This is a genomic window from Streptomyces sp. SCL15-4 (assembly GCF_033366695.1).
Lineage (GTDB): Bacteria > Actinomycetota > Actinomycetes > Streptomycetales > Streptomycetaceae > Streptomyces.
The window spans coordinates 798,185-816,124 of sequence record NZ_JAOBTQ010000001.1; the positions used below are offsets into that span (position 1 = coordinate 798,185).

Below are 17,940 nucleotides of genomic sequence, written 5' to 3' on the forward strand. Positions count from 1 at the left end.
GGCGCGTGGGATGACGGTCGTCGGCGCGTGGGATGACGGTCGCCGTCGTGTCGGCGGCTCGCCTAGGGCGCGCGGGTCGTGGAGGAGGAGAGGCGCCGCTGAGCCGCCGAGGACAGCCCGGACACGGCGGGCCCGTCGGTGCCGTACGGCGGTCAGGTCGGGTCGGAGACGCCTTCCGGCGCGTCCAGGCCCTCGCCGCCGGTACGGGGTTGCCCGGTGTCCGGCCGGTCCTGCGGGGAGCGGGCGCCACCGCTGCCGGAGGCGCCCGGACGGCGGCGGACGCGGACCGTGCGCGGCAAGGCCGTGGTGGCGGCCGGGGCCGGTCCGCCCAGGGCCTCGGTCACGGCTATCTCGACGCCGCCGCTGTACAGCGCCGACAGGTTGTAGAGGAAGGCCCCCAGCGTCACCAGGCCGGTGCCCAGGACGACTTCCACGATGACGACGCCGACCGCGACGGCCAGGAAGGTGCCGAAGGCGGGCAGGACGTCCGGGGCCATGGCGTTCACCATGATCCAGGAGACGCCCGCCGTGGCGACCACCAGCACACCGAGGCCGGCCAGCAGAAGGAAGCTCGTCACCATCGTCGACCAGGGGTCGGCCTCCTCCAGACGCAGCCGTATCGGCCGCCTGCCGGAAGGCCTCGGCGACCCACCGCGCGGCATCCGTCGCGTCCAGGCACCGGGCACCGGGTGGGGCCGGGCCGCGTCGGCCGGCGCGAACTGCTTGGGCCGTCCGGGTGATTCCGGTGATGCAGGAGGTCCCGCTGGTCCGGGTGGCCCCACGGGAGCGGGATACCCCGGTGCCGGGTCCCGCACGTCCTCGGCGCGGCCGGACCGCTCCGGCGGCGGGGACGGCCCGTCGCCGGGTATCGGCCCGGGCTCTTCCGGCGGCACCGCGCGCCGGCGGCCGGTCGGCCCGGTCTTCGCGGAGGGGCCGGAACCGCCGTCCTGCCTGGGTGTCATCCGTCCGCGGAAGGTGCCGCTGGGCCTGCGCTTGGCTCGGCTCATGCCTGTCTCCCTGACTGGCCTGGCAGCCGGGCCGCGCCGTCCACCGTCGAACGGGCCTCCGTCGACCGCCAGGCGGCCTCTGGGGCCTGCTGGTCCGTGAATCCGACGGTATCGGCACTTTTGCCCGCATGCACCCGCGAGAGGTACGGCGGAGGACCGCGGCACGGAGGCGGTACTCGACGCCGTCGGCCGGTGCGGGAGGCGCCGAGGTACGGGAAGCCGGGGAGCGGATCGGTGCGCGGGCCGGTGTGGCCGGTGGCGGCCGGCTCACGGGAGGGCGGGCCCGGTCGCCGTTCGCTCCGTGGACGGTGACGGTCCGCCGTCCGTCCACGGACCGGGGAGAACACGAAGCCGAAGGCCACATCGGCCCGCCCCGCCACCGCTTGCGCCGGCAACGCCCGGCTGGACCTGACGGGACCCGTTCGCCGTCACCGCGGCCCACCGCATCAGCGTGGACACCGAGGCGGACCGCCGCCGGTCCCGGTGCGGTGCCGGGTGCCGGACGTTTCGACGGGGGTCGGCGGACGCTCAGTGGCCGGAGCGGTCCGTCGCCCGGGACGCCGGTTGGCCGTGGCGGAGCCAGTCCTCGTAGCGAGTGGTCGCGCGGTGCGCGGTGTCGTCACCGATGAGCGCACCGTCCGGCATGCCCGCGAACAGGCCGGCGGTCTCGTCGGTGACGACACTGCGGCCGTCCGGCCGCACCGCCAGCGTGATCTCGCCGAGCCGGTCGAGGCGGTGCACCTCGGGACCGGCGATGTCGCGCACGCCGTACGACGGTTCGCCGAGGGCCGTCTCGGTGACGGCGGAGGCGACGTCGGCGGAGGCCATCGGGCGCAGCCGGGTGGACGGCAGGCGCACCCGGCCGTTCTCCGTCGACATGTCCATCACCGGAGCAACGAACTCGAAGAACTGCGTGGCACGCACGATGCTGAACGGGACCCCGCCGTCCCGGACGGCCTCCTCCTGCGCGACCTTGGCCCGGTAGTAGCCGTAGTCGGGCACCCGGTCGACGCCGACGATGGAGAGCGTGACATGGTGCCGGACGCCCGCCTCCTTCTCGGCCTCGCTCAGGTGCCGTGCCGAGCGGGTGAAGAAGTCCAGTGCGGGCTCGGTGTCGAAGGACGGGGAGTTCGACACGTCCACCACCACGTCGGCGCCGTCGAGGACCTGGGCCAGGCCCTGGCCGGTGACGGTGTCGACGCCCGTGGAAGGAGAGGCGGCCACGGCCTCGTGGCCTCGGTCGCGCACCAGCGCGACCACCTGCGAGCCGATGAGCCCGGTACCGCCGACGACCACGATCTTCATCGCTCTCTCCGTTCGCTGTCCCGCTGTCCGACGGACACGGCGTCCACGCTCACCCGGCGGGCGGCCCCGCGCAAGACGGCGGCGGTTCGATGCCGGGGGCACGCGGCGGCGCGTCACCGGGGCCAGGGCGCCACCGGGGCGGGTCAGCGGACGACGTCGAAGACGTTCTTCTGGATGCCGTTGGCGTAGGCCTCGTGCTCGACCAGCCTCAGCTTCTGGGCGTCCTTGTCCGTGGCGCTGAACAGACGCTTGCCGGCGCCGAGCAGCAGCGGGAAGACGAGCAGGTGGTAACGGTCGATCAGGCCGGCGTCGGAAAGGCCCTGGTTCAGGGCGGCGCTGCCGTGGACGATGATCGGGCCGCCCTCGGTGGCCTTCAGCGCGGCGACCTCGTCGAGCGAGCGCAGGATCGTCGTCTCGCCCCAGTTCGACACCAGGTCGTCCTCGGTGAGCGTGGTGGACACGACGTACTTCGGCATCGCCTGGTAGTCCGCGAAGTCCGCCATGTCGGGCCACACCGGGCTGAACGCCTGGTAGCTGACCCGGCCCAGCAGCATCGCGGTGGCCTCCTCCTGCTCCCGGCCCTTGATCTCGAAGGCCTCGGGCAGGAACTCGACGTCCTTGAAGGTCCATCCGGAGTTCCGGTACCCGGGCTCGCCGCCCGGAGCCTCCACGACACCGTCGAGCGAGACGAAGGCGGTGCTGATCAGGGTGCGCATCTGGGTTCCTCGGTATCTCGTGGTCGGTTGTGCCGGCCGGCGGGTCAGGACAGCCGCGGCACATCATTCGTGATCTTCGACCGTGCGTCACGCGAAAACTCATCGGCCGCCGCCCGTCTCCCTACGATGTCGCCATGAAGATCATTGGGCCGGAACAGCCGCTGATACGCGTCCTGTACGACGACTCCCGCCCTGACCTGCGCAAACCCGATCAGCCGCGGCCCGTCCGACTGTACTCGTGGGAGCCGGACCGGCCGTCGGCCGCGCGCGTCCCGCTGGTCGTCGTCTCGCACGGCACCGGAGGTTCGGGCCGCACGATGGACTGGCTGGCCCGTCCGCTGCGCGCGGCCGGTTTCCGGGTCGTGGCCTTCGACCACCACGGCAACAACTTCGTCGACGGCTACGAACCCGAGGGCTTCGTGCGCATATGGGACCGTCCCCGGGACGTGTCCTTCGCCCTCGACGCGCTCGCCCGGGAACGGCCTTTCGGCCCGGTCGGCGCGGCGGGCTTCTCCCTCGGCGGCTATACGGCGGCGGCCCTCGCCGGGGCCCGGCTCGACCCGCGCCTCCTGCGAGCCGTGCTCACAGGAGCGGTATCGCTGCCGGAGATCCCCGAGTTCCCCGGTGTGCTGGAGCGGGTGCGGAAGAAGTATCCGGACGAGGAGGCGGCGCGGCGCGCGCTGGACGGCGCCGGGGCCGACCTCTCGGACGACCGGGTGCGCGCGGTCTTCCAGGTGGCGCCGGGAGCCGGTCCGCTGGTGACCCCGCGGAGCCTGGCCGGCGTGCGGGTGCCGGTGGAGGTCCGCTGGGGCGGTGCGGACACGGTCGCCCCGTACGACAGCGACATCCGGCCGTACCTGGAGCACATCCCGACGGCGAGCGGCCGCTCGGCCGGTCCCGAGGTCCGTCACGACGACTTCTTCGCGCCGCGGCCCGCCGACCCGGCCGCCCGGGACCGGGTCGGCGCGGAGGCCGCCGCCTTCTTCCGCCGGCACCTGCGCTGACCGCGGGCCCGTGCCCGGCCGAGAACGGCGGCCGCCCACGGGCTTTCCCGGCCGCACGGTCGTCACTCCCCCGTCAACGTCCGTCCAACGGGACGCGCCGGCGGGGGAATCCGGGCGACCGTGGAAGCCTCCGGTGCCGTCGTGTGCCAGGCTGCCACCGGGCGCGCCGCTTCGCCCGTCCGGGCCCGTCTCACCGCAGGAGGCACCGCTCTTGACCGACGAAGACCCGCTCGGCTGGGACACCACCACCGTCGCCGACGCCTACCGTGACCGTGACATGCGGCTGGCCGAGCAGCTGATCTTCCCCGCCGTGCTGCGCCGGCTCGCGGGGAGGGCCGGGCCCGGCCGGCTGGCGCTGGACGTCGGGTGCGGGACCGGCGCGGTCGCGGCGCGGCTCGCGGACGCCGGGGAGTGGGCGGTCCAGGGCCTCGACCCCTCGGCCGGCATGCTCCGCATCGCCCGCGCGGACCGCCCCCACCCCAGCGTCACCTACCGCCGGTTCGACGGCCGCGGCCTGGACTGGCTCGCCGACGGCAGTGCCGACGCCGCCGTGTGCTGCCTGGTGTACTGCACCGACCCGGACGACGGCCGGCTGGCCGCCCTGACCGCCGAGATCCGCCGGGTGCTGCGGCCCGGTGCGCCGTATCTGCTGGCCGACCTCAACCCGGCGGCCACCGGCGTGCCCTTCTCCACGCTGCGCCACGGCGAGCCGGGCGCGGTCTACGCCGACGGCGACACCGTGCCCACGCTGCTGCGGCTGCGCGACGGCAGGACGATGACGAGCACCACGTACCACCGCTCTCTCGACCGGTACCGGCGCTTCCTGACCGACGCCGGCTTCCCGCCCCCCGCCGTCGAGCTGCCCACGCTCCCCGCCCGCGCCCCCAACTCCCCGGCGGAGACCCGGACCGCGCCGTACATGATCCTCGCCACCCACGCGTGACCCGGCCGGAGGCCCGCCGGTTCGGGGAGTGGGCGGCCGGTCAGGCCGATTTCCCGGCCGGCAGAGCGCTCTTGCGGACCGGGGGCGTCCCTCGCGCGCCCTCCCCGCCGCCGTCTCCCCTGGTGGCAGCGGCCGGTACGCACACGTGGCGGGACCGTCTCCTCCTCCGGGTGCGCGATAGGACGCGGCCGGCTTCGGTAACGTGGGCGCCCACCCCGTGGAAGGAGGCACACCGATGTCGCGGAGTACGCCCCGTCTTGCCGAGGCCATGCAGGTCGAAGCCTGTCCGGTCACCGAGGTGCTCGACCACGTGGCGGGCAAGTGGAGCATCGGCATCCTGATCGCCGTCGCCCACGGGCCGCTCCGTTTCACCGAGATCGAACGTGCCGTCGGCGGCATCAGCCGGCGCATGCTCACGCTCAATCTGCGCCGGCTGGAGCGGGACGGGCTGCTCGTGCGCACCGTGTACCCGACCGTCCCGCCCAAGGTGGAGTACGACCTGACGCCCATGGCCCGCGAGCTGTACGCCTCGCTGACCGGCCTGGTCGACTGGGCCGAGCGCCACCGTTCCGCCATCGCCCGGGCCCGCGCCGCCTACGACACCACCGAGCAGCGGACGGCGGACGCCGTCTGACCGAGGCCGGCCGCTACGGGATGCCGGGCGGCCGGGGCCGCTGTCGTGACGGTGGCTCAGTAGCGGTAGTGGTCCGGCTTGTACGGGCCGTCGACGTCCACACCGATGTACGCCGCCTGCTCCGGGCGCAGCGTGGTCAGTTTGACGCCGAGGGCGTCGAGGTGGAGGCGGGCGACCTTCTCGTCGAGGTGCTTGGGCAGCGTGTACACGCCGATCGGGTACGCGTCGGGCTTGGTGAACAGCTCGATCTGGGCCAGGGTCTGGTCCGCGAAGGAGTTGGACATCACGAACGACGGATGACCGGTGGCGTTGCCCAGGTTCAGCAGACGGCCCTCGGACAGCACGATGATCTTCTTGCCGTCCGGGAAGGTCCAGGTGTGGACCTGCGGCTTGACCTCGTCCTTGACGATGCCGGGCACCCGGGCCAGACCCGCCATGTCGATCTCGTTGTCGAAGTGGCCGATGTTCCCCACGATCGCCTGGTGCTTCATCCTGGCCATGTCCGAGGCCATGATGATGTCCTTGTTCCCGGTCGTGGTGATGAAGATGTCGGCCGTCTCCACGACCTCCTCCAGCGTCGTCACCTGGTAACCGTCCATCGCCGCCTGCAACGCGCAGATCGGGTCGATCTCGGTCACGATCACCCGCGCACCCTGCCCGCGCAGCGACTCCGCACAGCCCTTGCCCACATCACCGTAACCGCACACCACGGCCGTCTTGCCGCCGATCAGCACATCGGTGGCACGGTTGATACCGTCGACCAGCGAGTGACGGCAGCCGTACTTGTTGTCGAACTTCGACTTCGTCACGGCGTCGTTGACGTTGATCGCCGGGAAGAGCAGCGAACCCTCGCGCTGCATCTCGTACAGGCGGTGCACACCCGTCGTGGTCTCCTCGGTCACCCCGCGGATCTCCGACGCCAGCTGCGTCCACTTCTGCGAACCGCCCGAGATCGTGCGGTGCAGCAGCTGAAGGATCACCCGGTGCTCGTCGGACTCCGCGCTCTCCAGCGCGGGGACCTCACCGGCCTTCTCGTACTCCACACCCTTGTGCACCAGCAGCGTGGCGTCACCACCGTCGTCCAGAATCATGTTCGGACCACCCGTGGGGCTGTCCGGCCAGGTCAGCGCCTGCTCCGTGCACCACCAGTACTCCTCCAGCGTCTCGCCCTTCCAGGCGAACACCGGCACACCCCGCGGATCGTCCGGCGTGCCCTCGGGCCCCACCGCGATCGCGGCCGCCGCGTGGTCCTGGGTGGAGAAGATGTTGCAGGACGCCCAGCGCACCCGCGCGCCCAGAGCGACCAGGGTCTCGATCAGCACGGCCGTCTGCACCGTCATGTGCAGCGAACCCGTGATCCGCGCACCGGCCAGCGGCTGCGCCTCGGCATACTCCCTGCGGATCGCCATCAGACCGGGCATCTCATGCTCGGCGAGGCCGATCTCCTTACGGCCGAACTCGGCCAGCGAAAGATCGGCGACCTTGAAATCGGTGACATCTGCGGGACGCTGCGAAGACATGTCTACTCCGTGTGCTGTCGGCGGCCTGGGGCCGGTCGAATACGGCAATGGTGTGCGGCTCGGGCGGGTCAGCCCCGCAGGGCCGGTGCCGCACCGCGTTCCGCCAGGACGTCGCGGTGGATCTCGATGGCCGCGTCGGACTGGTTCAGCGTGATGTAGTGCAGGCCGGGGGCGCCCTCCGCGAGCAGCCGGCAGGCCATCCGAGTCGCGTACTCGACTCCGACGCGGCGCGAGGCGTCCGGGTCCTCCCGGGCGGCTTCGAGGCGGTGGGCGAGGTCTTCCGGGAAGGCGGCGTTGGAGAGTTCGGCGAACCGGCGGATCTGCCGGACGTCCGTGGCGGGCATGATCTCCGGGATGATCGGCGTCTCGCACCCGGCGGCGGTCACCCGGTCGCGCAGCCGCAGATAGTCCTCGACGTGGAAGAACATCTGGGTGATGGCGTAGTCCGCGCCGGCCCGGCACTTGGCGACGAAGTGCCGGATGTCGCTCTCCCAGTCCGGCGAGCGCGGATGACGCTCCGGGAACGCGGCGACACCCACACTGAAGTCGCCCAGCTCACGGACCAGTGAGACCAGTTCGTGCGCGTGGGTGAAGCCCTCGGGATGTGCGACCCAGGGCCCGCCGGGGTCGCCCGGCGGGTCGCCGCGCAGGGCCAGGACGTCCCGGATGCCGACGTCCGCGTACTGGCCGATGATCCGGCGCAGTTCGGCCACCGAGTGCCCGACGGCCGTCAGATGGGCGACCGGCCGCAGCGTGGTCTCGGCCGCGATCCGCTTGGTGACCTCGACGGTGCGCTGCCGGGACGACCCGCCGGCGCCGTAGGTGACGGACACGAACGTCGGGGACAGCGCCTCGATCCGGCGCACCGTCCGCCACAGCCGGTGCATCCCGGCGTCGGTCCTGGGCGGGAAGAACTCGAAGGAGAAGGACGGTTCGCCCTCCACCAGCAACCGGCGCGGGGAGGGACGCGGGCCAGGGCGCTCGGGCGCGGTCGACAAAGCGGAACTCCTTTCGCTGTACGGGCGGTTACGGCCATGGGGTCGCCGCTAACGTGCGTTGAAGTACTTCGCTTCGGGGTGGTGGATCACGATGGCGTCGGTGGACTGTTCGGGGTGGAGCTGGAATTCCTCGGAGAGGTGGACGCCGATGCGTTCGGGCTGGAGGAGGGCGGCGATCTTGGCGCGGTCCTCCAGGTCGGGACAGGCGCCGTAGCCGAGGGAGAACCGGGCGCCGCGGTATTTCAGGGCGAACATGTCCTCGATGCCGGCGGGGTCCTCGCCGGCGAAGCCGAGTTCGGCCCGTACCCGCGCGTGCCAGTACTCCGCCAGTGCCTCCGCCAGCTGCACGGACAGGCCGTGCAGTTCGAGGTAGTCGCGGTAGGCGTTGGCCTGGAACAGTTTCGCGGTCTCCTCGCCGATGCGCGAGCCGACGGTGACGACCTGGAAACCGACGACGTCCCTCTCGCCGGACTCCTGGGGGCGGAAGAAGTCGGCCAGACACAGCCGCCGGCCCCGGCGCTGGCGCGGGAAGGTGAAGCGGGTGCGTTCGTTGCCGTGCTCGTCCAGGATGATCAGGTCGTCGTCCTTGGACACGCACGGGAAGTAGCCGTAGACCACGGCCGCTTCGAGGAGGCTCTCGCTCTGGAGGCGGTCCAGCAGGCCCCGCAGCCGGGGCCGGCCCTCGCTCTCCACCAGTTCCTCATAGCTCGGGCCCTGCCCGGTGCGGGCCTGCTTCAGCCCCCACTGGCCCTTGAACAGCGCGCCTTCGTCCAGCCAGCTCGCGTACTCCTTCAGCTGGATGCCCTTGACGATCCGGGTGTCCCAGAACGGCGGGACGGGCACGGGGTTGTCGGTGGCGACGTCGGAGCGGACGGCGCCCTGCCGCGGGCTCTCCTCGGCTTCGACGACGGCCGTGGCGCGGACCCGGCGGGGGCGCAGTTCGGGGAGTTTCGCGCCGGGGACGCCGCGTTTGACGCCGATGAGGGCGTCCATCAGGTGCAGGCCCTCGAAGGCGTCGCGGGCGTAGCGGACCTCGCCGTCGTAGATTTCGTGCAGGTCCTGTTCGACGTAGGCGCGGGTCAGTGCGGCGCCGCCGAGGATGACGGGGAAGCGGGCGGCCAGGTTGCGCTGGTTGAGTTCCTGGAGGTTCTCCTTCATGATCACGGTGGATTTCACCAGCAGGCCGGACATGCCGATGACGTCCGCGCGGTGTTCCTCGGCGGCCTCCAGGATCGCCGAGACCGGCTGCTTGATCCCGAGGTTGACCACGTTGTAGCCGTTGTTGGACAGGATGATGTCGACCAGGTTCTTGCCGATGTCGTGCACGTCCCCGCGCACGGTGGCCAGCACGATCGTGCCCTTGCCCTCGGCGTCCGACTTCTCCATGTGCGGCTCCAGATAGGCCACCGCGCTCTTCATCACCTCCGCCGACTGCAGCACGAACGGCAGCTGCATCTGCCCGGAGCCGAACAGCTCACCGACGACCTTCATGCCGTCCAGCAGGGTGTCGTTGACGATGTCCAGCGCCGGCCGGTCCTCGAGCGCCGCGTCGAGGTCGGCCTCCAGGCCGTTGCGCTCACCGTCGATGATCCGCCGCTTGAGCCGCTCCCGCAGCGGCAGCGCCGCCAGTTCCTCGGCCTTGCCCGCCTTCAGCGACTTCGCCGTGGCACCCTCGAACAGCCGCATCAGCTTCTGCAGCGGGTCATAGCCCTCCGAGCGGCGGTCGTAGATCAGATCGAGGGCGGTGGTGACCTCCTCCTCGCTGAACCGGGCGATCGGCAGGATCTTGCTCGCGTGCACGATCGCCGAGTCCAGTCCCGCCTTCACGCACTCGTCCAAAAACACCGAGTTCAGCAGGATCCGCGCGGCCGGGTTCAGGCCGAAGGAGATGTTCGACAAGCCCAGCGTGGTCTGCACCGCCGGATGCCGCCGCTTCAGCTCGCGGATCGCCTCGATCGTGGCGACACCGTCCTTGCGGGACTCCTCCTGGCCCGTGCAGATCGTGAAGGTGAGGGTGTCGATGAGGATGTCCTCCTCGCGGATGCCCCAGTTCCCCGTCAGGTCCGCGATCAGCCGCTCGGCGATTGCGACCTTCTTCTGCGGGGTGCGGGCCTGGCCCTCCTCGTCGATGGTCAGCGCGATCAGCGCCGCACCGTGCTCCCGCGCCAGCCCGGCGACCCGGGCGAACCGCGAGTCCGCCCCGTCGCCGTCCTCGTAGTTCACCGAGTTGATCACCGCACGGCCGCCCAGCCGTTCCAGGCCCGCCCGGATCACCTCCACCTCGGTGGAGTCCAGCACGACCGGCAGCGTGGAAGCGGTCGCGAAACGGCCCGCCAGCTCCTCCATGTCCGCCACACCGTCACGGCCCACGTAATCCACACACAGATCCAGCATGTGCGCGCCCTCGCGGATCTGCTCCCGCGCCAGCTCCACACAGTCCTCCCAGCGGCCCTCCAGCATCGCCTCACGGAACTTCTTCGACCCGTTGGCATTGGTGCGCTCGCCGATGGCCAGGTAGGAGGTGTCCTGACGGAACGGCACCGACTGGTACAGGGAAGCGGCACCGGCCTCGGGACGCGGATCACGCTCCGGCGGCGTCAGACCCCGCACACGCTCCACGACCCGGCGCAGATGCTCCGGGGTGGTGCCGCAGCAGCCGCCGACGAGGGAAAGGCCGTACTCGCGCACGAAGGTCTCCTGCGCGTCGGCCAGCTCCGGCGCCGACAGCGGATAATGCGCGCCGTCCTTGCCCAGGACCGGCAGGCCCGCGTTGGGCATGCAGGACAACGGGACACGCGCGTTGCGGGCCAGGTAGCGCAGGTGCTCGCTCATCTCCGCCGGACCGGTGGCACAGTTCAGCCCGATCATGTCGATACCCAGCGGCTCCAGCGCGGTCAGCGCCGCACCGATCTCCGACCCCAGCAGCATCGTGCCGGTGGTCTCCACCGTCACGGACACGATCACCGGCAGATCCAGGCCCAGGGCTTGCAGACCGCGCCGGGCACCCAGGACGGCCGCCTTGGTCTGGAGGAGATCCTGCGTGGTCTCCACCAGCAGCGCGTCCGCACCACCGGCGAGCAGGCCCTCGGCGTTGCGCTGGTAGGCATCGCGCAAAGTGGTGTAAGGGGCGTGGCCGAGAGTGGGCAGCTTGGTGCCCGGGCCCATGGAGCCCAGCACCCAGCGCGGCCGGCCGTCCCGCGCGGTGAACGCGTCGGCGGTCTCACGCGCCACCCGGGCACCCGCCTCCGACAGCTCGTGCACCCGCCCGGCGATGTCGTACTCACCGAGCGCGGAATGGTTCGCCCCGAAGGTGTTGGTCTCCACGCAGTCCACACCCACGGCGAAGTACGCCTCGTGCACGGAACGGACGATGTCGGGACGGGTGACGTTCAGGATCTCGTTGCAGCCCTCGAGGTTCTCGAAGTCCTCAAGAGTGGGCTCCTGGGCCTGGAGCATCGTGCCCATGGCTCCATCGGCGACCACCACACGAGTGGCGAGCGCCTCACGGAGCGCGGACACACGGGCCCGGCTGTCGGTGTCACTCATGCGACGCCTGCCAGGAGGGGCTCCAGTCGGGCGGCGGAGGCCCGGCCGTAGGTCTGGTCGACGCGGGCGACGAGGTCCGCCGGCACGAGCTTGTACTCCTGGGTGCCGACGGATTCGAGGACGACGGTGGCGAAGGCGCAGCCGAGTTCGGCCGCGCGCCGGTAGGGCAGTTCCCAGGCGAGGCCGGCCAGGAAGCCGGCGCGGAACGCGTCACCGACACCGGTCGGGTCGGCGATGCGTTCGGTGGGCACCGCGGCCACGTCCACCCGCTCGGTGTGCCCGGACAGCAGGGTGACGCCGTCGGCGCCGCGGGTGATGACCCAGGTGCCGACCCGGTTCTGCACCTCGCGCTCGCTCCAGCCGGTGCGCTCCTGGAGCAGGGCCGCCTCGTACTCGTTGGTGAACAGCCAACGCGCCCCGTGCACCAGCCGTTTGGTCTCCTCGGTGTCGAGGCGGGCGAGCTGCTGGGAGGGGTCGGCGGCCACGTCGAGGTCGAGGTCGTGCGCCGTCCTGGTGTGCCGCAGCATCGCCTGCGGGTCGTCGGCGCCGACCAGGACGAGGTCGAGTCCGCCGACGGACTGCCGTACGGCGTCGAGGTCGATGTGCCGGGCCTCGCTCATGGCGCCCGGGTAGAAGGTGGCGATCTGGTTCTGGTCGGTGTCGGTGGTGCAGACGAAGCGCGCGGTGTGGTGTTCCCCGCTGATCCGCACGGCAGAGGTGTCCACGCCGGCCGCGCGCAGCCGCGCGTCGTAGTCGGCGAAGTCGATTCCCGCCGCGCCCACGAGTACGGGGTCGAGTCCGAGCCGGCCGAGGCCGAAGGCGATGTTGGCGGCGACGCCTCCGGTGCGGATCTCCAGTGCGTCGGCGAGGAAGGAGAGGGAGACGTGGGCGAGTTGGTCCGGGATGAGCTGGTCGGCGAAGCGGCCCGGGAAGGTCATCAGGTGGTCGGTGGCGATGGACCCCGTGACAGCGATACGCATCGTTGCTCCTATGGGTTCGAACTTCTCGGCCTGCGACGGTTCCTCAGGCGCTCGCGATGTCCTTGAGCTGCTGTGCGCGGTCGGTGCGCTCCCAGGTGAAGTCGGGCAGTTCGCGGCCGAAGTGGCCGTAGGCGGCCGTCTGGGCGTAGATCGGGCGCAGCAGGTCGAGGTCCCGGATGATCGCGGCCGGGCGCAGGTCGAAGACCTCGGTGATCGCCTTCTCGATCTTCTCCTGGGGCACCGAGCCGGTGCCGAAGGTCTCGACGAACAGGCCGACCGGCGCCGCCTTGCCGATGGCGTAGGCGATCTGGACCTCGCAGCGTTCCGCCAGGCCGGCGGCGACGACGTTCTTGGCGACCCAGCGCATGGCGTAGGCGGCGGAGCGGTCGACCTTGGAGGGGTCCTTGCCGGAGAAGGCGCCGCCGCCGTGGCGGGCGTAGCCGCCGTAGGTGTCGATGATGATCTTGCGGCCGGTCAGGCCCGCGTCGCCCATGGGGCCGCCGACCTCGAACCGGCCGGTCGGGTTCACCAGCAGCCGGTAGCCGTCCGTCTCCAGCTTGATGCCGTCCTCGGCGAGCTGCTTGAGCGCGTGCTCCACGACGTGCTCGCGGATGTCCGGGGTGAGCAGGGTCTCCAGGTCGATGTCGGCGGCGTGCTGCGTGGAGACGACCACGGTGTCGAGGCGGACCGGCTTGGAGCCCTGGTACTCGATGGTCACCTGGGTCTTGCCGTCGGGGCGCAGGTAGGGCACGGTGCCGCTCTTGCGGACGTCCGTCAGCCGACGGGCGAGCCGGTGGGCCAGCTCGATGGGCAGCGGCATCAGGTTGGGGGTCTCGTTGGTGGCGTAGCCGAACATGATGCCCTGGTCGCCGGCGCCCTGGCGGTCGAGTTCGTCGTCGTCGCCCTCGACCCGCGCCTCGTAGGCGGTGTCGACGCCCTGGGCGATGTCGGGCGACTGCGCGCCGATGGACACGGAGACACCGCAGGAGGCGCCGTCGAAGCCCTTGGCCGAGGAGTCGTAACCGATGTCGAGGATCTTCTGCCGCACCAGCTGGGCGATGGGCGCGTAGGCCCCCGTCGTCACCTCCCCGGCGACGTGCACCTGACCGGTGGTGATCAGGGTCTCGACGGCGACCCGGGAGGCGGGGTCCTCGCTCAGCAGCGCGTCCAGGATCGTGTCGCTGATCTGGTCGGCGATCTTGTCCGGGTGGCCCTCGGTCACCGATTCCGATGTGAACAGACGACGGGACATGACTCTCCAAGGGGAAGAGGAGGTTTCAGGGGTGCCACGACGCCCATGACAGTACGCAAAACCTCGTACGGCGAGAACGCGCGGACCACAGCCCGGGGAGACTTTGGGAAGTCCGCGCACCTGCGCCTGTGACGGCACGCGCGTCCGTGCGCGAGCACGTCCGCGCACGGGCAGCGGCCCGGCGCGGCCCGGTCCGCGGCGGGTCTGATGCCCGCCGCGGGCCGGGTGCGCCGGGCCGCTGCCCGGTGTTGCGGAGAGGGAACCGCTGCCTGGTTCCGATGCGGAGCCGTTGCCTGGTTCCGGGTGGAAGCCGTTCCCCGGCTTCCGCGCGGGAGCCGGGGAGCGGCTCCGGAGTGGGACCGGACGGCGGGCGGGGAGCCGTGCGGGGGATTTCCGGCCCCCGGGTGCCCGCCGTCCGGGGTTCAGCGGGCCGCGAGGGCCTCTTCTTCGTCGCCGCCGGGCGCGGGCACGGCGGGGGCCGCCGGCTGCCGCCTCAGGGCGAGCGTGACGAGCAGGCCGATGACCATGCCCGCCGCGGTGAGCATCACGACCAGGAACTCGCCGTCCGCCTGGGCCGACTTCAGCGCCTGGCCCGCTTTGCCGTCGGTGCCGATCTCGGCGATGACGGTGAAGATCGCCAGACCGATGGCGTTGCCGATGTTGAGCGCGGTGGAGGCGATGCCGTTCGCCACGCCCTGCTCCTGAGGGGCGGTGCCGGTGGCGGCGGCGATCCACATCGCGGTCCAGACGATGCCCTGGCCGACGCCGGAGACGATCAGGCCGGGCACCAGCATGGCGTAGCTCGCGTCGGCGTCGAAGCCGAAGGCGAGGGCGGCCGTGCCGACGATGCCGACGACGAAACCGATGATCAGCGTGGTGCGGGTGCCGATCTTGCTGGCGAACCGCTCGCCGAGCTGGGTGCCCGTGGCGATCGCGAGCGAGGGGATCAGGAAGCCGAGGCCGGTCTGCAGGGCGCTGTAGCCGTGCACGCTCTGCATCAGGACGGTGAGGAAGTACGGCAGCACACCGAAGGTCGCCATGTAGAGGAAGGTGACCAGCATGCCCACGGTGAGATTGCGGTTCTTGAACAGCCGGAACGGCATCAGCGGGTCGGCGCTGCGCGACTCGACCACGGCGAACAGCGCGAGCAGCACGATGGCGAGGACGAACGCGCCGACCACCAGGCCGTCGCCCCAGCCCCGCTCGGGACCCTCGACGAGCGCGAACACCAGCAGCGTGGAACCGCCGGTGACGGTGAGGGAGCCCGGGAAGTCGAACTTGCGGCGCTCGGTGCGGGCCGGGTCGCGCGGGATGACGAACAGGGCGCACAGGGCGACCAGGCCGCCGAAGGGGACGTTGACGAAGAAGACCGACGGCCAGCCGAAGTTCTCCGTCAGCACACCGCCGAGCAGGGCACCGATGGTCAGACCGCTGGCCCCGGCGCCGCCCCAGACCGCGAGCGCGCGGTTCCGCTTGGGGCCCTCCTCGAAGAGGGTGTTGATCAGCGAGAGGGTGGACGGCAGCAGCAGGGCACCGGCGATGCCCTGGACGGCGCGGGCCACGACGATGACCTCGGGGCTGGGCGCGAGGCCGCCGGCCAGCGACGACACCGCGTACATCGAGAGGGCGAGGACGAACATCCGGCGCCTGCCGAGCAGGTCCGCCGCGCGCCCGCCGAACAGCAGGAAGCCGCCCGCGAAGACGACGTAGGCGCTGACCACCAGCTGCTGGGTCTGGCCGGGGAAGCCCAGTTCCTGGCCGATCTCCGGCAGCGCCACGAACACGATGTTCAGGTCGAGACCGTAGAGCAGCTGCGCGAGGGCCAGCAGCGTCAGGATCCAGCCCAAGTGGCGTGGGGCGCCGCCCGAGCTTCCTTGGTTCAGCGCTGATGTAGAGGACATGACAGAAGTGCCCCTTCTGGATCTGGTGGTGTGGTTCTCGGAGCTTCGGAACGTGTGCTCTCTCGCGGCCCGGAAGCCCGGGGCGGCGCGCCCGGCAGCCCGGACAGCGCCGCATCGTTACGACTGTTCGTATTCTTACGTACGCTGCTTCGTTCGGCAACCTTAGTACAGTCGAACCATCGCGCCCCCGCAGACCGCCCTGGTCGGGCGCGGGCGCGCCGAGAGGAGATCCATGCAGACGATCAGCTCCCCGGGGGAGCCGAGGGGGGCGTCGGGTGGGCCGCCCGGTGTCCGGAAAAGACACGAACGAACCGCAAGCGCCCAGGTGATGGAAAGTATGAATGTCGCGGTACTGTGGGATTATGAGCCGCCATCCAGACCGCGACCAGATTCGGATCGAAAGCGTGCTGTCCGCGCTGGGCAGCCCTGTACGACTCGCCGTTGTCCGTGTACTCGACGCGGGCGGGGAGCACAACTGCGGCAGCGTCCTGGGTCTCCTGGGGATCACCGCCAAGTCCACGATGACGCACCACTGGCGTGTTCTGCGCGAAAGCGGTGTCATCTGGCAGCACCCCTCGGGCAGGGAGAACCTGTTGTCCCTGCGCCGCGACGACCTCGACGCGCGCTACCCGGGCCTGCTGGACGCCATCCTGGCGGGAGCCGACGAGGACGAAGCGCTGGAGAAGGCCACGCGTTTGCTGTCCGCCGCCGGCCGGGGCCGATCCGACACCTGACCTGCGCATCCGGGACCGGCACGGCCCACGCCTCCCCCACAGCGGGTGCGCAGCACTGCGACCTGTCGTCACTGCCACACCTGTGAGGAGCTGCACCATGCAATTCGGCATCTACAGCGTCGGAGACGTCACTCCTGATCCGACCACGGGCCGGGTCCCGACCGAGCACGAGCGGATCAAGTCGATGGTCCGCATCGCGCTCAAGGCGGAGGAGGTGGGACTCGACGTCTTCGCCACCGGCGAGCACCACAACCCGCCCCACGTGCCCACGTCCCCCACGACGCTGCTCGGCTACATCGCCGCGCGCACCGAGCGGATCATCCTGTCCACCGCGGTCACGCTGATCACCACGAACGACCCGGTGAAGATCGCCGAGGACTACGCGCTCTTACAGCATCTGGCCGACGGACGCGTGGACCTGGTGCTCGGCCGGGGCAACACCGCTCCGGTCTACCCGTGGTTCGGCAAGGACATCCGGCTGGGCATCCCCCTCGCGCTGGAGAACTACGCGCTGCTGCACCGGCTCTGGCGCGAGGAGGAGGTGAACTGGCACGGCAAGTTCCGTACACCGCTGAGCCATTTCACCGCCACGCCCCGCCCGCTGGACGGCGTGCCCCCGTTCGTCTGGCACGGCTCGATCCGCAGTCCGGAGATCGCCGTGCAGGCCGGCCACTACGGCGACGGGTTCTTCGCCAGCAACATCCTGTGGCCCAAGGAGCACTTCCAGGACCTCATCGCGCTCTACCGGCACCACTACGCGGAGAGCGGGCACGGCCGGCCCGAGCAGGCCGTCGTCGGCCTCGGCGGGCAGGCCTTCATGCGCAAGAACTCGCAGGACGCCATCAGGGAGTTCCGGCCGTACTTCGACAACGCGCCGGTGTACGGGCACGGCCCGTCCCTGGAGGACTTCATGGAGATCACCCCGCTGTCCGTGGGCAGTCCGCAGCAGGTGATCGAGAAGACCCTGCGGTTCCGTGAGTACTTCGGCGACTATCAGCGGCAGATGTTCAACATGGACCACGCCGGGCTGCCGTTGAAGACCGTGCTGGAGCAACTGGACATGCTCGGCGAGGTGGTTCAGGTGCTGCGCAAGGAGTTCGCGAACCAGCGCCCCGCCGGGGTCGCCGAGCCGCCGGTGCACCCGGCCGTGGCGGCCCGGCGCCAGGAGACCGCGGCCGGCTAGCCCGTCTTCCGTGCGTCGTCGCAGGCCGGCGGCCGGTTCCCGTTCTCCGGGGGCCGGCCGCCGGCCCGTCGGCGTGCCGGAGCGGGCCGGGTGTACGGGCCGGGCGGGCGGGCGTCATGACCGTACGGTGGCGCGCCAAGCAGGCGGCCCCCAGGACCGGGCGGGTCCTGGGGGCCGTCGCCGCGCGCGGGCCGGGGGAAGCGGCGCGGCGGGGTGG

At 71.2% G+C, this 17,940-nt stretch carries 14 protein-coding genes; 5 read left to right on the plus strand and 9 right to left on the minus strand.

Features of this window, described 5'->3' with window-relative positions:
- Positions 1-152 precede the first annotated feature (152 nt).
- The 3 genes from SCK26_RS03295 to SCK26_RS03305 all read right to left on the minus strand — a co-directional run bounded on the left by SCK26_RS03295 (position 153) and on the right by SCK26_RS03305 (position 3,028).
- Positions 153-581 (minus strand): hypothetical protein, encoded by a 429-nt coding sequence (locus SCK26_RS03295; protein WP_318199724.1) that lies wholly within the window; start codon positions 579-581, stop codon positions 153-155.
- Between the two features lie 954 nt (positions 582-1,535).
- Positions 1,536-2,312 carry an SDR family oxidoreductase gene (locus tag SCK26_RS03300; RefSeq protein ID WP_318199725.1) on the minus strand — a complete coding sequence of 259 codons (777 nt, stop codon included), beginning with the start codon at positions 2,310-2,312 and terminating at the stop codon, positions 1,536-1,538.
- A 143-nt stretch (positions 2,313-2,455) separates the two neighbouring features.
- Complete coding sequence (locus SCK26_RS03305) at positions 2,456-3,028, minus strand: dihydrofolate reductase family protein (protein ID WP_318199726.1); 573 nt, start codon at positions 3,026-3,028, stop codon at positions 2,456-2,458.
- Positions 3,029-3,162: 134 nt separating this feature from the next.
- Between SCK26_RS03305 and SCK26_RS03310 the strand changes: the two genes are divergently transcribed.
- The 3 genes from SCK26_RS03310 (at position 3,163) to SCK26_RS03320 (ending at position 5,609) form a co-directional block, all read left to right on the plus strand.
- Positions 3,163-4,032 (plus strand): alpha/beta hydrolase family protein, encoded by an 870-nt coding sequence (locus SCK26_RS03310; RefSeq protein WP_318199727.1) that lies wholly within the window; start codon positions 3,163-3,165, stop codon positions 4,030-4,032.
- 211 nt (positions 4,033-4,243) lie between these two features.
- Positions 4,244-4,975: a class I SAM-dependent methyltransferase gene (locus SCK26_RS03315; protein WP_318199728.1), complete on the plus strand. Its 732-nt coding sequence runs from the start codon at positions 4,244-4,246 to the stop codon at positions 4,973-4,975.
- Between the two features lie 235 nt (positions 4,976-5,210).
- The gene (locus SCK26_RS03320; RefSeq protein ID WP_318199729.1) at positions 5,211-5,609 is read left to right on the plus strand and encodes a helix-turn-helix domain-containing protein; all 399 of its coding nucleotides are present in this window, start codon (positions 5,211-5,213) and stop codon (positions 5,607-5,609) included.
- 56 nt (positions 5,610-5,665) lie between these two features.
- Here SCK26_RS03320 and ahcY read toward each other — a convergent pair whose 3' ends face one another.
- From ahcY to SCK26_RS03350, 6 genes are all read right to left on the minus strand, one after another.
- Positions 5,666-7,129 carry an adenosylhomocysteinase gene (gene ahcY / locus SCK26_RS03325; RefSeq protein ID WP_318199730.1) on the minus strand — a complete coding sequence of 488 codons (1,464 nt, stop codon included), beginning with the start codon at positions 7,127-7,129 and terminating at the stop codon, positions 5,666-5,668.
- Between the two features lie 68 nt (positions 7,130-7,197).
- Positions 7,198-8,079, minus strand: a complete 882-nt coding sequence (gene metF / locus SCK26_RS03330) for a methylenetetrahydrofolate reductase [NAD(P)H] (protein ID WP_318205892.1) — start codon at positions 8,077-8,079, stop codon at positions 7,198-7,200.
- A gap of 96 nt (positions 8,080-8,175) precedes the next feature.
- Entirely contained in the window at positions 8,176-11,673 is a 3,498-nt protein-coding gene (gene metH / locus SCK26_RS03335) for a methionine synthase (protein ID WP_318199731.1), read from the minus strand.
- Complete coding sequence (locus SCK26_RS03340; RefSeq protein WP_318199732.1) at positions 11,670-12,653, minus strand: carbohydrate kinase family protein; 984 nt, start codon at positions 12,651-12,653, stop codon at positions 11,670-11,672. The genes metH and SCK26_RS03340 overlap by 4 nt, the downstream gene beginning before the upstream one ends.
- A gap of 43 nt (positions 12,654-12,696) precedes the next feature.
- On the minus strand, positions 12,697-13,905 hold the full coding sequence (gene metK / locus SCK26_RS03345) for a methionine adenosyltransferase (RefSeq protein WP_318199733.1): 1,209 nt from the start codon (positions 13,903-13,905) through the stop codon (positions 12,697-12,699).
- Between the two features lie 422 nt (positions 13,906-14,327).
- Entirely contained in the window at positions 14,328-15,806 is a 1,479-nt protein-coding gene (locus tag SCK26_RS03350) for an MFS transporter (protein WP_318199734.1), read from the minus strand.
- A gap of 362 nt (positions 15,807-16,168) precedes the next feature.
- Here SCK26_RS03350 and SCK26_RS03355 point away from each other — a divergent pair, with 362 nt between their 5' ends.
- Positions 16,169-16,540: a helix-turn-helix domain-containing protein gene (locus SCK26_RS03355; RefSeq protein WP_318199735.1), complete on the plus strand. Its 372-nt coding sequence runs from the start codon at positions 16,169-16,171 to the stop codon at positions 16,538-16,540.
- Between the two features lie 97 nt (positions 16,541-16,637).
- The gene (locus SCK26_RS03360; RefSeq protein ID WP_318199736.1) at positions 16,638-17,723 is read left to right on the plus strand and encodes an LLM class flavin-dependent oxidoreductase; all 1,086 of its coding nucleotides are present in this window, start codon (positions 16,638-16,640) and stop codon (positions 17,721-17,723) included.
- Positions 17,724-17,940 lie beyond the last annotated feature (217 nt).